The organism is Limnohabitans sp. YIMB22184, from assembly GCF_048020265.1.
Classification (GTDB): domain Bacteria; phylum Pseudomonadota; class Gammaproteobacteria; order Burkholderiales; family Burkholderiaceae_C; genus Limnohabitans_A.
The window spans coordinates 139,131-154,981 of the sequence record NZ_CP171843.1 but is presented as its reverse complement, the minus strand read 5'-3'; the positions used below and the strand labels follow the sequence as shown (position 1 = coordinate 154,981).

At 57.2% G+C, this 15,851-nt stretch carries 7 protein-coding genes, 4 tRNA genes and 4 rRNA genes; 7 read left to right on the top strand and 8 right to left on the bottom strand.

The window, feature by feature from the left end:
* Positions 1–45 precede the first annotated feature (45 nt).
* From ACHEXL_RS00705 to ACHEXL_RS00670, 8 genes are all read right to left on the bottom strand, one after another.
* Positions 46–121, bottom strand: a tRNA-Ala gene (locus ACHEXL_RS00705).
* 46 nt (positions 122–167) lie between these two features.
* A tRNA-Ile gene (locus tag ACHEXL_RS00700) sits at positions 168–244 on the bottom strand.
* Positions 245–341: 97 nt separating this feature from the next.
* Positions 342–1,874 (bottom strand): 16S ribosomal RNA (locus ACHEXL_RS00695).
* A gap of 327 nt (positions 1,875–2,201) precedes the next feature.
* Positions 2,202–2,314: ribosomal RNA gene (rrf, locus tag ACHEXL_RS00690) — 5S ribosomal RNA — on the bottom strand.
* Positions 2,315–2,487: 173 nt separating this feature from the next.
* A 23S ribosomal RNA gene (locus ACHEXL_RS00685) occupies positions 2,488–5,364 on the bottom strand.
* Between the two features lie 436 nt (positions 5,365–5,800).
* Positions 5,801–5,876 (bottom strand) — tRNA-Ala (locus ACHEXL_RS00680).
* A gap of 46 nt (positions 5,877–5,922) precedes the next feature.
* A tRNA-Ile gene (locus tag ACHEXL_RS00675) sits at positions 5,923–5,999 on the bottom strand.
* 97 nt (positions 6,000–6,096) lie between these two features.
* Positions 6,097–7,629: ribosomal RNA gene (locus ACHEXL_RS00670) — 16S ribosomal RNA — on the bottom strand.
* Together the 16S, 23S and 5S rRNA genes with 4 tRNA genes alongside form the textbook arrangement of a ribosomal RNA operon.
* A gap of 452 nt (positions 7,630–8,081) precedes the next feature.
* Here ACHEXL_RS00670 and ACHEXL_RS00665 point away from each other — a divergent pair.
* From ACHEXL_RS00665 to ACHEXL_RS00635, 7 genes are all read left to right on the top strand, one after another.
* Entirely contained in the window at positions 8,082–9,989 is a 1,908-nt protein-coding gene (locus ACHEXL_RS00665; protein WP_416560160.1) for an ATP-binding cassette domain-containing protein, read from the top strand.
* Positions 9,990–10,052: 63 nt separating this feature from the next.
* The gene (locus ACHEXL_RS00660) at positions 10,053–10,670 is read left to right on the top strand and encodes a LysE family translocator (RefSeq protein ID WP_416560159.1); all 618 of its coding nucleotides are present in this window, start codon (positions 10,053–10,055) and stop codon (positions 10,668–10,670) included.
* A gap of 127 nt (positions 10,671–10,797) precedes the next feature.
* On the top strand, positions 10,798–11,748 hold the full coding sequence (locus ACHEXL_RS00655; RefSeq protein ID WP_416560158.1) for a DMT family transporter: 951 nt from the start codon (positions 10,798–10,800) through the stop codon (positions 11,746–11,748).
* Positions 11,745–12,929, top strand: coding sequence for a PLP-dependent aminotransferase family protein (locus ACHEXL_RS00650; RefSeq protein WP_416560157.1), 1,185 nt, complete (start codon positions 11,745–11,747; stop codon positions 12,927–12,929). The genes ACHEXL_RS00655 and ACHEXL_RS00650 overlap by 4 nt, the downstream gene beginning before the upstream one ends.
* Positions 12,930–12,949: 20 nt before the next feature.
* A complete protein-coding gene (locus ACHEXL_RS00645; protein ID WP_416560156.1) occupies positions 12,950–13,873 on the top strand; it encodes a PhzF family phenazine biosynthesis protein in 924 nt (307 codons plus the stop codon).
* Between the two features lie 49 nt (positions 13,874–13,922).
* Complete coding sequence (locus tag ACHEXL_RS00640) at positions 13,923–14,597, top strand: histidine phosphatase family protein (protein ID WP_416560155.1); 675 nt, start codon at positions 13,923–13,925, stop codon at positions 14,595–14,597.
* Between the two features lie 84 nt (positions 14,598–14,681).
* On the top strand, positions 14,682–15,845 hold the full coding sequence (locus ACHEXL_RS00635) for a hypothetical protein (protein ID WP_416560154.1): 1,164 nt from the start codon (positions 14,682–14,684) through the stop codon (positions 15,843–15,845).
* Positions 15,846–15,851: the final 6 nt, after the last annotated feature.

Below are 15,851 nucleotides of genomic sequence, written 5' to 3'. Positions count from 1 at the left end.
AACAATCTGCGAGATCCATACAGACCCCAGACATTCGATAAGTGATGGTGGAGGATGACGGGATCGAACCGACGACCCCCTGCTTGCAAAGCAGGTGCTCTCCCAGCTGAGCTAATCCCCCGGTGTCTTACCCTCTTGCGCCTTACAGCGCTTGTCCTCAGAAGGATTGGTGGGTCTGGTTGGTCTCGAACCAACGACCCCTGCGTTATCAACACAGTGCTCTAACCAACTGAGCTACAGACCCAAGCCGGTCACCAATGACCAGGCATCAGCCAAGCCGTCAGCGACAACCTTCCAACAACCGATAAGTGTGAGCGTTCAATTTAGATTGCAGTTTCCAGAAAGGAGGTGATCCAGCCGCACCTTCCGATACGGCTACCTTGTTACGACTTCACCCCAGTCACGAACCCCGCCGTGGTAATCGCCCTCCTTGCGGTTAGGCTAACTACTTCTGGCGAGACCCGCTCCCATGGTGTGACGGGCGGTGTGTACAAGACCCGGGAACGTATTCACCGTGACATTCTGATCCACGATTACTAGCGATTCCGACTTCACGCAGTCGAGTTGCAGACTGCGATCCGGACTACGACTGGTTTTATGGGATTAGCTCCCCCTCGCGGGTTGGCAACCCTTTGTACCAGCCATTGTATGACGTGTGTAGCCCCACCTATAAGGGCCATGAGGACTTGACGTCATCCCCACCTTCCTCCGGTTTGTCACCGGCAGTCTCATTAGAGTGCCCAACTGAATGTAGCAACTAATGACAAGGGTTGCGCTCGTTGCGGGACTTAACCCAACATCTCACGACACGAGCTGACGACAGCCATGCAGCACCTGTGTTACGGCTCTCTTTCGAGCACGAAGCTATCTCTAGCGACTTCCGTACATGTCAAAGGTGGGTAAGGTTTTTCGCGTTGCATCGAATTAAACCACATCATCCACCGCTTGTGCGGGTCCCCGTCAATTCCTTTGAGTTTCAACCTTGCGGCCGTACTCCCCAGGCGGTCAACTTCACGCGTTAGCTTCGTTACTGAGTCAGTGAAGACCCAACAACCAGTTGACATCGTTTAGGGCGTGGACTACCAGGGTATCTAATCCTGTTTGCTCCCCACGCTTTCGTGCATGAGCGTCAGTACAGGTCCAGGGGATTGCCTTCGCCATCGGTGTTCCTCCGCATATCTACGCATTTCACTGCTACACGCGGAATTCCATCCCCCTCTACCGTACTCTAGCTATGCAGTCACAAAGGCAGTTCCCAGGTTGAGCCCGGGGATTTCACCTCTGTCTTACATAACCGCCTGCGCACGCTTTACGCCCAGTAATTCCGATTAACGCTTGCACCCTACGTATTACCGCGGCTGCTGGCACGTAGTTAGCCGGTGCTTATTCTTACGGTACCGTCATGAGCTCCCAGTATTAATGGAAACCTTTTCGTTCCGTACAAAAGCAGTTTACAACCCGAGGGCCTTCATCCTGCACGCGGAATGGCTGGATCAGACTTGCGTCCATTGTCCAAAATTCCCCACTGCTGCCTCCCGTAGGAGTCTGGACCGTGTCTCAGTTCCAGTGTGGCTGGTCGTCCTCTCAGACCAGCTACAGATCGTTGGCTTGGTGAGCCTTTACCCCACCAACTACCTAATCTGATATCGGCCGCTCCAATCGCGCGAGGCTCTTGCGAGTCCCCCGCTTTCATCCTTGGATCGTATGCGGTATTAGCGTAACTTTCGCTACGTTATCCCCCACGACTGGGCACGTTCCGATATATTACTCACCCGTTCGCCACTCTCGAGGGGTTGCCCCCTCTACCGTTCGACTTGCATGTGTAAAGCATTCCGCCAGCGTTCAATCTGAGCCAGGATCAAACTCTATAGTTCGATCTTGATTTTTTCGCTCTTTCGAGCAACTCATAAATTGGAATCGACGCGAACATCATCTCTGATATCCACATCTTTTTTACTTCATGAGCGTTTGTTAGCCAATTAAAGCTAAGTTCCGAAGAACTTGGCAATCACCATCAAACGCCCACGCTTATCGGCTGTATATTTTTAAAGAACCCAAGCAACTTAGAGCCACTTTGCTTGCCTCGCTGCGATCAGCGAAGCCTTCTATTGTATCACGCTTTTGCGTTTTCTTTAGAAGAATTTGAATGTCTTCTAAAGAAAACGCCTCACCGAACGGTGAGGCGTTTTGGGCTGTTAGAAGCCTGACGATGTCCTACTTTCACACGGGAATCCGCACTATCATCGGCGCTAAGTCGTTTCACTGTCCTGTTCGAGATGGGAAGGAGTGGGACCAACTTGCTATGGTCATCAGGCATAACTTGTTGTCATCTTGACACGCATCAAGACAACGAATTCATAGAGTTTCGAATCAGATTTTAGCTTTACAAACGGGCTTCTCAGCCAGCTTCTCAGCTTTTTTTGAATGCGTCAACTTGGCATAACAGCCTTGATCGATGCACACCTTTCGGCGTGTGATCAAAGTTATAGGGTCAAGCCGCACGAGCAATTAGTATCAGTTAGCTTAACGCATTACTGCGCTTCCACACCTGACCTATCAACGTCCTGGTCTTGAACGACTCTTTAGGGGGCTCAAGGCCCCGGCAGATCTCATCTTGAAACGAGTTTCCCGCTTAGATGCTTTCAGCGGTTATCTCTTCCACACTTAGCTACTCGGCAATGCCACTGGCGTGACAACCGATACACCAGAGGTGTGTCCACTCCGGTCCTCTCGTACTAGGAGCAGGCTTCCTCAAATCTGCAGCGCCCACGGAAGATAGGGACCAAACTGTCTCACGACGTTTTAAACCCAGCTCACGTACCTCTTTAAATGGCGAACAGCCATACCCTTGGGACCGGCTACAGCCCCAGGATGAGATGAGCCGACATCGAGGTGCCAAACACCGCCGTCGATATGAACTCTTGGGCGGTATCAGCCTGTTATCCCCAGAGTACCTTTTATCCGTTGAGCGATGGCCCTTCCATACAGAACCACCGGATCACTATGTCCTACTTTCGTATCTGCTCGACTTGTCAGTCTCGCAGTTAAGCACGCTTATGCCATTGCACTATTATCACGATGTCCGACCGTAACTAGCGTACCTTCGAACTCCTCCGTTACGCTTTGGGAGGAGACCGCCCCAGTCAAACTGCCTACCATGCACTGTCCCCGATCCAGATAATGGACCTAGGTTAGAACCTCAAACACACCAGGGTGGTATTTCAACGTCGGCTCCATGAGAACTAGCGTCCTCACTTCAAAGCCTCCCACCTATCCTACACAGATCTGTTCAAAGTCCAATACAAAGCTACAGTAAAGGTTCATGGGGTCTTTCCGTCTTTCCGCGGGGAGATTGCATCATCACAAACATTTCAACTTCGCTGAGTCTCAGGAGGAGACAGTGTGGCCATCGTTACGCCATTCGTGCAGGTCGGAACTTACCCGACAAGGAATTTCGCTACCTTAGGACCGTTATAGTTACGGCCGCCGTTTACTGGGACTTCAATCAAGAGCTTGCACCCCATCATTTAATCTTCCAGCACCGGGCAGGCGTCACACCCTATACGTCCACTTTCGTGTTTGCAGAGTGCTGTGTTTTTATTAAACAGTCGCAGCCACCGATTTTTTGCAACCCCGTTGGGCTCCCTCTGTGCGAGTTCACCTACTTGGGGCATACCTTCTCCCGAAGTTACGGTATCAATTTGCCGAGTTCCTTCTCCTGAGTTCTCTCAAGCGCCTTAGAATACTCATCTCGCGCACCAGTGTCGGTTTGCGGTACGGTCAATGACAAGCTGAAGCTTAGTGGCTTTTCCTGGAAGCAGGGTATCACTCACTTCAGGTGCAAGCACCCTCGTTATCACCCCTCATCTAAGCCCGGCGGATTTGCCTACCGAGCACGACTACAGGCTTGAACCAACATATCCAACAGTTGGCTGAGCTAACCTTCTCCGTCCCCACATCGCACTTGTCATCGGTACAGGAATATTGACCTGTTTCCCATCAGCTACGCATCTCTGCCTCGCCTTAGGGGCCGACTCACTCTACGCCGATGAACGTTGCGTAGAAAACCTTGCGCTTACGGCGAGGGGGCTTTTCACCCCCTTTAACGCTACTCATGTCAGCATTCGCACTTCTGATACCTCCAGCATGCTTTACAACACACCTTCACAGGCCTACAGAACGCTCTCCTACCACTTGCAATAAATTGCAAATCCGCAGCTTCGGTAACTGGCTTAGCCCCGTTACATCTTCCGCGCAGGACGACTCGATCAGTGAGCTATTACGCTTTCTTTAAATGATGGCTGCTTCTAAGCCAACATCCTGACTGTTTTAGCCTTCCCACTTCGTTTCCCACTTAGCCAATTTTAGGGACCTTAGCTGGCGGTCTGGGTTGTTTCCCTCTTGAGTCCGGACGTTAGCACCCGGTGCTCTGTCTCCCAAGCTGTACTCTGCGGTATTCGGAGTTTGCCTTGGTTTGGTAAGTCGCCATGACCCCCTAGCCAAAACAGTGCTCTACCCCCGCAGGTAATACTTGAGGCACTACCTAAATAGTTTTCGGAGAGAACCAGCTATTTCCAAGTTTGTTTAGCCTTTCACCCCTATCCACAGGTCATCCGCTAATTTTGCAACATTAGTCGGTTCGGACCTCCAGTACCTGTTACGGCACCTTCATCCTGCCCATGGATAGATCACTTGGTTTCGGGTCTACACCCAGCGACTGATCGCCCTATTCGGACTCGATTTCTCTACGGCTTCCCTATTCGGTTAACCTTGCCACTGAATGTAAGTCGCTGACCCATTATACAAAAGGTACGCAGTCACCCTTGCGGGCTCCTACTTTTTGTAAGCATGCGGTTTCAGGATCTATTTCACTCCCCTCCCGGGGTTCTTTTCGCCTTTCCCTCACGGTACTTGTTCACTATCGGTCAATGATGAGTATTTAGCCTTGGAGGATGGTCCCCCCATATTCAGACAGGATTTCTCGTGTCCCGCCCTACTTGTCGTTAGCTCAGTACCACACATTTGTTTTCGCATACGGGACTATCACCCTCTATGGTCGGCCTTTCCATGCCGCTTTGCTAACAATTGCGCTATCACTAACAGGCTCTTCCGATTTCGCTCGCCACTACTTTCGGAATCTCGGTTGATGTCTTTTCCTCGAGCTACTGAGATGTTTCAGTTCACCCGGTTCGCCTCGCATGACTATGTATTCATCATGCGATACCCCGAAGGGTGGGTTTCCCCATTCAGAAATCTCCGGATCAAAGCTTATTTGCCAGCTCCCCGAAGCTTATCGCAGGCTTTCACGTCTTTCGTCGCCTATCATTGCCAAGGCATCCACCACATGCTCTTAGTCACTTGACCCTATAACTTTGAACTCTCTTGTCGAGAACCCATCGCTATTTCAAGGACTGTCTGTCAGGTCTTTCACCTGACGCGTTATGCCGTAATGTGAATATCCCTTCAACACCGGATATTTCTATCCAACATTAAAAGAACAATTCGTCATTACTGAATTTCAACTGCCTTTCGGCACGGTTGAATATTCGTTTTGACGCAATCAAAAAATTGTCACCAGGGGCACGGTCCGCACTAAACCTTTACGAATGTGCGGTTTCCCCTGGCAACTCTGATTCGACTCTATGAATTTTTAAAGAACAGCCGTGTGTCTTGCGACACTTGTCAATCGATCAATATCAATCAACACAAAAACAGCCTTTACAAACTTCTTGCAAAGCAGCTTTTGTTTTGAATGAACAATCTGCGAGATCCATACAGACCCCAGACATTCGATAAGTGATGGTGGAGGATGACGGGATCGAACCGACGACCCCCTGCTTGCAAAGCAGGTGCTCTCCCAGCTGAGCTAATCCCCCGGTGTCTTACCCTCTTGCGCCTTACAGCGCTTGTCCTCAGAAGGATTGGTGGGTCTGGTTGGTCTCGAACCAACGACCCCTGCGTTATCAACACAGTGCTCTAACCAACTGAGCTACAGACCCAAGCCGGTCACCAATGACCAGGCATCAGCCAAGCCGTCAGCGACAACCTTCCAACAACCGATAAGTGTGAGCGTTCAATTTAGATTGCAGTTTCCAGAAAGGAGGTGATCCAGCCGCACCTTCCGATACGGCTACCTTGTTACGACTTCACCCCAGTCACGAACCCCGCCGTGGTAATCGCCCTCCTTGCGGTTAGGCTAACTACTTCTGGCGAGACCCGCTCCCATGGTGTGACGGGCGGTGTGTACAAGACCCGGGAACGTATTCACCGTGACATTCTGATCCACGATTACTAGCGATTCCGACTTCACGCAGTCGAGTTGCAGACTGCGATCCGGACTACGACTGGTTTTATGGGATTAGCTCCCCCTCGCGGGTTGGCAACCCTTTGTACCAGCCATTGTATGACGTGTGTAGCCCCACCTATAAGGGCCATGAGGACTTGACGTCATCCCCACCTTCCTCCGGTTTGTCACCGGCAGTCTCATTAGAGTGCCCAACTGAATGTAGCAACTAATGACAAGGGTTGCGCTCGTTGCGGGACTTAACCCAACATCTCACGACACGAGCTGACGACAGCCATGCAGCACCTGTGTTACGGCTCTCTTTCGAGCACGAAGCTATCTCTAGCGACTTCCGTACATGTCAAAGGTGGGTAAGGTTTTTCGCGTTGCATCGAATTAAACCACATCATCCACCGCTTGTGCGGGTCCCCGTCAATTCCTTTGAGTTTCAACCTTGCGGCCGTACTCCCCAGGCGGTCAACTTCACGCGTTAGCTTCGTTACTGAGTCAGTGAAGACCCAACAACCAGTTGACATCGTTTAGGGCGTGGACTACCAGGGTATCTAATCCTGTTTGCTCCCCACGCTTTCGTGCATGAGCGTCAGTACAGGTCCAGGGGATTGCCTTCGCCATCGGTGTTCCTCCGCATATCTACGCATTTCACTGCTACACGCGGAATTCCATCCCCCTCTACCGTACTCTAGCTATGCAGTCACAAAGGCAGTTCCCAGGTTGAGCCCGGGGATTTCACCTCTGTCTTACATAACCGCCTGCGCACGCTTTACGCCCAGTAATTCCGATTAACGCTTGCACCCTACGTATTACCGCGGCTGCTGGCACGTAGTTAGCCGGTGCTTATTCTTACGGTACCGTCATGAGCTCCCAGTATTAATGGAAACCTTTTCGTTCCGTACAAAAGCAGTTTACAACCCGAGGGCCTTCATCCTGCACGCGGAATGGCTGGATCAGACTTGCGTCCATTGTCCAAAATTCCCCACTGCTGCCTCCCGTAGGAGTCTGGACCGTGTCTCAGTTCCAGTGTGGCTGGTCGTCCTCTCAGACCAGCTACAGATCGTTGGCTTGGTGAGCCTTTACCCCACCAACTACCTAATCTGATATCGGCCGCTCCAATCGCGCGAGGCTCTTGCGAGTCCCCCGCTTTCATCCTTGGATCGTATGCGGTATTAGCGTAACTTTCGCTACGTTATCCCCCACGACTGGGCACGTTCCGATATATTACTCACCCGTTCGCCACTCTCGAGGGGTTGCCCCCTCTACCGTTCGACTTGCATGTGTAAAGCATTCCGCCAGCGTTCAATCTGAGCCAGGATCAAACTCTATAGTTCGATCTTGATTTTTTCGCTCTTTCGAGCAACTCATAAATTGGAATCGACGCGAACATCATCTCTGATATCCACATCTTTTTTACTTCATGAGCGTTTGTTAGCCAATTAAAGCTAAGTTCCGAAGAACTTGGCAATCACCATCAAACGCCCACGCTTATCGGCTGTATATTTTTAAAGAACCCAAGCAGCTCAGAGCCACTTTGCTTGCCTCGCCGCGATCAGCGAAGCCTTGAATTATGACACAGTTTTTGGCGCTGCGTCAAGTTTTTGAAAATTTTCTGGTGCTTAACCAGATCACCTCATCAACCTATTCGCTGCGCCTGCTGCCTTTCTTTAGAAGAGCAGCAATTGTGTGCAGCGAAGCCCTCGATTATGGCACAGCTTTTTCGTTTGCGGTGAGTTTTTTGGTGCCGCTGGGCATTTTTTGCAAGTCCCGCCCGGATAATGGGCCTATGGCTTTACTCACACTCTTGAACGCTTCTCTGGCTTTTGGCCATGTTGCACTCCTCGATCACGCAGACTTCTCCCTGGAGACATCGGAGCGCATCGGCTTGATTGGTCGCAACGGCACGGGCAAATCGTCCCTGCTCAAAATTTTGGCGGGCATGGAACGCCCGGATGACGGCACGCTGCACGTGCAACAGGGTGTTCGTATCGCCTACGTCGCACAAGAACCCATTCTGGTCCCTGAGCACACCATTTTTGAGTCGGTTCGCGAGGGATTGGCCGAGGTGATGCAATGGATAGACGATTACACACACAGCCGCGGGGATCTGGACACCCTGCAGGGGCTGATCGAGTCACGTGACGGCTGGGGCTGGGAACAACGCCTGGACGAAACCCTGCAACGCCTGAAGCTGGACCCCAACGCCATCGTGCAATCGCTGTCTGGCGGCATGCGCAAGCGCGTAGCTCTGGCGCAGGCCTTGGTGACCCGTCCTGATGTGCTCTTATTAGACGAGCCCACCAACCACCTGGACCTGAATGCCATCACCTGGCTGGAGGATCTGCTGATTGACTTCAAGGGCAGCGTGATCGCCATCACCCATGACCGCGCCTTCTTGGACCGCATCGCCACGCGCATCGTCGAGCTGGACCGGGGCAAGTTGCGCCCTTACCCAGGCAACTATGCCGCTTACCAAATTCAAAAAGAAGAGCAACTCGCCCAAGAAGCCGTGATCCAGGCCAAAGCCGACAAACTGCTGGCCCAGGAAGAAATCTGGATTCGCAAAGGGGTGGAAGCACGTCGCACCCGCAGCCAAAGCCGCATCACGCGCCTGCAAAACCTGCGCAGTGAACGCGCCGCCCGTCGTGAAAAAGTGGGCAACGTGAAAATGGAAGTCGCCTCGGGTGTGCCCAGCGGCAAGCTGGTGGCCGAGTTGACGGACGTGAGCAAGAGTTTCACCCAGCCCGATGGCTCGGTGCGCACCATCATCCACAAGTTCACCGGCACCTTGTTGCGCGGCGACAAGATCGGCCTGCTGGGCCCCAACGGCGCGGGCAAGACCACGCTGCTCAAACTGATTTTGGGCGAACTCGAAGCCGACAGCGGCGAAGTGCGCCGTGGCACCAAGCTGGAAGTGGCCTACTTTGACCAAATGCGCGATGCGCTGGACCTGGACGCCACGCTGGAAGACTTCATCAGCCCCGGCAGCGAATGGATCGAGATCGGCAACAAGCGCCAGCACGTCAAGAGCTATCTGGGCGATTTTTTGTTCTCGCCCGCACGCGGCACCTCGCCCGTGCGCTCCTTGTCAGGGGGTGAGCGCAACCGCTTGCTGCTGGCGCGTTTGTTTGCCCGCCCGGCCAACGTGCTGGTGCTGGACGAACCCACCAACGACCTGGACATCGAAACCCTGGAATTGCTGGAAGAGCTGCTGCAGACTTATGAAGGCACGGTGTTCCTGGTCAGCCACGACCGCGCCTTCATGGACAACGTGGTCACCGGCATCATCGCCTGCGAAAGCGCCCCGGACCAACCGGGTCTGTGGCGCGAATACGAAGGCTCGGTGCAAGACTGGCTGGTGCAATCCCAACGCACACAGGCCATTCGGGCGCAGGCCGCGCAACGCAGTGGCTCGTCGCCAGCGGCCACGGCAGCCCCTGAAACGACGGCTGCCCCACCCGCAGCAGCTGCCCGCAGCAAACTAAGTTACAAAGAACAACGCGAACTGGCCGAGCTGCCCGCCAAAATCGAAGCGCTGGAAAAAGAACAGGCCGAAGCCCGCGCACAACTGGCAGATGGCAGCATTTACCAACGCGACCCGGGCTTGGCACAGCAACTGTTCAAGCGCGATGCCGAGATTGACGAGGTGCTGTTGGCGGCCATGGAACGCTGGGAAGTGCTGTCGGCCCGCTGAAGGCACGCTTGAGAGTCCAAATGGCGACCTGACTTGTTGCCTTTTGGCTCTACATTCAAAGCCATGACCCCTTCAGAACTCAGCGCCCTGCTGGTGCTCGCCACCGTGAGCAGCTTCACCCCCGGACCCAACACCACCTTGTCGACCGCCATGGCCGCCAACCATGGGCTGCGCCGCGCCATGCGCTTTGTGTGCGCGGTACCGGTGGGCTGGGGCATTCTGTTCGTGCTGTGTGCCACGGGTTTAGGCGGTTTGGTGGTGGCTTTTCCGCCTTTGCGCTGGGGCATCGTGACGCTGGGCACGGGTTATTTGCTGTGGCTGGCCTCGCGTTTGTGGCAAAGCGGCAGTTTGCAGCAGGCCGACAGCGCCAAACTGCAAGTGGGCTTTGTGCAAGGCGTGGGCCTGCAGTTCCTCAACATCAAGGCCTGGATGCTGGCGCTCGCCATCGTGGCGGGCTGGGTGGCCGGGCGCGAAGACGCCACGGCCCGCACGCTGGTGTTACTGCCCATCATGGTGGCCTATGGTTTTTTCAGCAACTTGACCTACGCGGTGGCGGGCTCGATGCTGCGGCACTGGCTGGCGCACGGCCGCCGCTTGCTGATGTTCAACCGCTGCATGTCGGTGGCGCTGGTGGCCACGGCCTTGTGGATTTTGAACGGCTTGCGCCAAGGCGCAGGTTGATGCCTGAGCACCCCCAAGCGCTCCAACGCCACCGCGCGGCTGGCTTCACACCCAACACATACCCGACACCCTGACAGACAAAATACCGTCGCCGTTGATCACGACGACACTAAAAGCACCACAACGCATGAACAACACCCCTCAACACCGCGAGAACCTGGGACTTTGGCTGGGGCTGCTGGGCGTGATCATCTTTGCGCTGACCTTGCCCATGACGCGCCTGGCCACAGGCACGGTGGACGCACCGCAAATGTCACCCTGGTTTGTCACCTGGGCGCGGGCCGCGCTGGCGGGTGGGCTGTCGGCCATTTACCTCTTGGCCGTGCGGGCGCCATGGCCCGAGGCTGCCCAACGCGGCCCCTTGTATTTGTCACTGGCGGGCAACGTGATCGGCTACCCGCTTTTGTTGGGCTGGGCGCTGCGCCACGTCACGGCCAGCCATGCGGCCGTCATCACCGCCTTGTTGCCGCTGGCCACGGCGGCAGCCGCCGCCTGGCTCATGCACCAACGCGCCCGCCTGGGGTTTTGGGTGTTTGCCGCTTTGGGCAGCGGCCTGGTCGCGGTCTACAGCGTGCTTCGCGCCGCCCAAATGGGACACGACGTGGGCCATGGCTTTGGCCTGACCTGGGCCGACACCCTGCTGCTGGGCGCGGTGGTGGCTGCCTCACTGGGCTATGTGGCCGGGGCCAAAGTCACGGCCAGCCTGGGCGCTGAAAAAGTCATCAGCTGGGTGTGCGTCATGGCCTTGCCCGTCACCCTGCCCGGCGCCTGGCTGACCTGGCCCGAACATGCGGTAGCGCCCGCTTCGTGGTGGGCCCTGATGTATGTCGGCGTGTTCTCCATGTGGGCGGGCTTTTTTGCCTGGTTTCGCGGCCTGTCGCTGGGTGGCACCCTGCGCGTGAGCCAGCTGCAACTGCTGCAACCGTTCATCACCATCCTGGCAGCCGTGCCATTGCTGGGAGAATCCCTGGATGCGATGACGCTGGGCTTTGCCCTGCTGGTGGTGCTCACGGTCTTCATGGGGCGGCGCACGGCCGGTCCCCGGCCTCCCCAACAACCTCTGAAGGAAATAACATGAACTGGAAGCTGGCCCAACGCGCCGACAAAATGAACCCCTCGGTGATCCGCGAGATCCTGAAAGTGACCGAGAAGCCCGGCATCATCAGCTTTGCGGGCGGCCTGCCATCCCCCCAGACCTTCCCGATCGACGCCATGCGCGAAGCCAGCGAGCGCGTGCTGAAAGACGACGGCAAAGCCGCCTTGCAATACGCCGCCAGCGAAGGCTATGCGCCGCTGCGCGAATGGGTGGCACAAGACCTGCTCAAGCAGGGCATGAAAGTCAGCCCCGACCAGGTGCTCATCACCACCGGCAGCCAGCAAGGCCTGGACCTGGTGGCCAAGATCCTGATCGACGCAGGCAGCCGCATCTTGGTGGAGACCCCCACCTACCTGGGTGCACTGCAAGCCTTCACCCCGATGGAGCCGGTGGCTGTGGGTGTGAACAGCGACGACCACGGCGTGGATGCCGCCGACCTGCGCGCCAAAGTCGGCACTGGCGCTGACAAGGCCCGCTTTGTGTATTTGCTGCCCAACTTCCAGAACCCCACCGGCCGCACCATGACCGAAGAGCGCCGCGCCGCCGTGGCGCAAGTGGCCGTCGAGACCGGCTTGCCGATCATCGAAGACAACCCCTACGGCGACCTCTGGTTTGACGCGCCGCCCGCGCCATCGCTGAGCTCGCGCCACCCCGAGGGCAGCGTGTACCTCGGCTCTTTCTCCAAAATCCTGGCCCCCGGCCTGCGCTTGGGTTATTTGGTCGTCCCCAAAACGCTCTACCCCAAGCTGCTGCAAGCCAAGCAAGCGGCCGACCTGCACACGCCCAGCTTCAACCAGCGGGTGGTGGCCGAAGTGCTCAAGGACGGCTTCATCGAGCGCCATGTGCCCACCATCCGTGCGCTTTACAAACAGCAATGCGAAGCCATGCTCGCCGCGCTGGACCGCGAAATGGCAGGGCTGGGCCTGACCTGGAACCGCCCGGTGGGTGGCATGTTCCTGTGGGTGCAACTGCCCCAGGGTCTCAAAGCCGTTCCCCTGCTGGAAAAAGCCGTGGCCAAAGGCGTGGCCTTTGTGCCCGGCTTTGCATTCTATGCGCAGGACGCCAACGAAAGCACGCTGCGCCTGTCGTTTGTGACCGCCACGGTCGACCAGATCAACACGGGCATGGCCGCGCTGGCGGCCGCCATCCGCGAATCGCTCTGAACATCACGCAGGACCTTGCCATGAAAACCCGCGCCTTCCAACAAGTCGACGTCTTCACTGACACGGCCTTTCTGGGCAACCCGCTCGCCGTGGTGCTGGACGGCGAGGGCCTGAGCGATGCGCAGATGCAGGCCTTTGCCCGCTGGACGCAGCTGAGCGAAACCACCTTTGTGCTGCCGCCCACGCCCGAAGGAGCTGCGGGCGGTGCCGACTACCGGGTGCGCATCTTCACGCCCGGCGCTGAGCTGCCCTTTGCGGGTCACCCGACGCTGGGCACGGCCCACGCCTGGCTGAAGGCAGGCGGTCAGCCCCGGCAAAGCGGTCAACTGATGCAGGAATGTGGTGTCGGTCTGGTCAACTTGAAATCGGTCGATGGCCGCTGGGCTTTTGCCGCGCCCCCCTTGCAGCGCCAGACGCCTGCGCCAGCCTTGCTCGCCGAGGTGCTGGCGGCTTTGGGCTTGCACGCCGACGAGGTGCTGGCCGCGCAGGACCTGAACAACGGCCCGCACTGGCTGGGCCTGTTGATCGACTCGGTGGACAGCCTGCTCGCCCTAGAGCCTGACCACGCGGCGCTCAAGCGCCTGAACACCAAGGTCGGTGTGGCGGCCAAGCGCGAGGCCAAGGCTGGCGGCCTGATCCGCCGCGCCAACCGCGAGGCCCGCGCCTTTGCGGGGTCCACCCGCATCGCCAACGACCCCACCGATCTGGAAGTGCGGGCCTTTGCCGCCCCGGTGGGCATCGCCGAAGACCCGGTCACCGGCAGCTTGAACGCATCGCTGGCCCAATGGTTGATGGCCGAGGGCCACATGCCCGCGCAATACAGCGCCCGTCAGGGCACAGCGCTGGGCCGTGCCGGTCAAGTGTTCCTCTCCAAAAACGAACAAGGCCAGGTCTGGGTGGGTGGCGATGTGGTCGGCTGCATCCAGGGCACCGTCACCCTCTGATCACCCCAGCGACAGGCGAAAAGCCCCGGGCTGCGCACAATCTCAGCCCATGGGAACCCTCTATCTGGTCCGCCACGGACAAGCCTCGTTCGGGGCCGACGACTACGATCAACTCAGCCCGCTGGGCCACCAGCAGGCGGTGCGCCTGGGCGAGTATTTGCGTCCCAAGCTGCAAGACAAACCGCTCGAAGCGGTGCTCATGGGCAGCTTGAAGCGCCACCGCCAAACCTGGGAAGGCATTGCCGAGGGCGCGGGCTTGACGCACACGCCATCGGTGTGGCCCGGCCTGAACGAATACGACAGCCACGCGCTGATCGAGTCCATCCACCCCGAGCCGCTGGCCAAGCCCGACACGCCCGAGCTGTACCGCCACCACTTCAGGCTGCTGCGCGATGCCCTGCAGGCCTGGATGGCCGGGCGCACCCAGCCGCAGGGCATGCCCAGCTATGTCGACTTTGTGGGCGGCATTGAGGCAGCGCTCGACCATGTGCGGCAATCTCACACCGGAGACGTGATGATCGTCTCCAGCGGCGGCCCCATCTCGACTGCCGTGGGTCGCGTGTTGGGCACCCCGCCCGAGACCACCATCGAGCTGAACCTGCGCATCCGCAACACGGCACTGACCGAGTTCGTGTTCAACCCCAAGCGCCACATGCTGCTGACTTACAACACCTTGCCGCATCTGGACAGCGACGAGCACCAAAGCTGGGTCACCTTCGCCTGAAGCAAAAATCAACCAAGCACAAGATGCGGCTCACCCGTAGATTCCCTAAGCAATAACCCTTCGCTTAGCAGGCAAAATCGGGCCATGAACAGTTCAACCGCCTGGTTGACCCTCCAATCGCAAGAGGGTGGCATCCAACTCACCACAACCCAAGCCGAGGACGCTGACCGGCTGACGCGCGAGTTGGTCCATTTGCTGGACGAATGGGCACTGGCTTCAGCTGTTCAGACCTTGGTCTTGCCCCTGAACGGCAACCAGGTCGCACTGATCTGCAATCTGCGCCCCGACTTCAGAGCGCAGTGCATGCCCGGCCACGACACTTTGGCCTTGCAAGAAAAGTTGGGCCATACCCCCCAAACTGACGAAGCCTGGGCGCTGGAGCGTGAAATATGGGTGGCCCTGCTGGGCTCCCCGCACCGTTTTCAATTCGCCAGCCTGGCCGCACTCACCTCGCACATCCGGGTGCGGCGCAACATGGCTTTGGACGCCAGGAAAACCGCCTTGGCTTTCAAAACCGATGCGGCCGAGCGACCACAGGCATTTTGGCAAGACGGAGGGGACGACGCGGGTTTCATTCTGCAACCCGGTCGCTGCTTGGTCGACGCCCTGATCGCAGCCACCCAACCCGATGCCACGGGCAAGCTCTACGATTTTTCTTGCTACCGGGCGACCGAATACGTGATCTTGCTGGGCATCGCGCAAGAGCTCCAAACCGGCAACCCCGAACTGCTGACCCAGTTGCAACGCCTCAATGAAGTCCACGCGGTGCGATCGGGTCAGTTCCATGATGTCTACCTGATCGAGTACGGCAGCATGGAGGCCCCATTGCCAGCCCGCTTTTATGTGCCGGGTGACCGTTTGTGGTTTCGCAACCCCGACGAACGCTCTTCAGACGTCACCGGCTACGAAGGCTCCTGGGTTCTTTACATGGGCGGCGGCTTGTTCAGCAACTTCTGGAAGCGCGACACGCCTTACACCCTCGAGTCCAAAGCCATCGAAATTTTCCACTGGAAAGATGGCGTGTACGCCGACGCCCAAGGGGACTTGCACATGGACGAGTCGGTGGTCGAGGCCTTGGTCGCGCAAACCCAAGCCAACCCTGAAGCCCGCTCGCAGGTTCTGGAGCGCATGCTCCGCATGCGCGACCCCAAAGGCGTTTATGCCGAAGGCGGTTGCATCGACACGACCCGTGAGTACCCGCGCAGCGTGAGCCGCGACCACTGCGAACTGGTGCTGCCCCGGCTGTGACAAGCA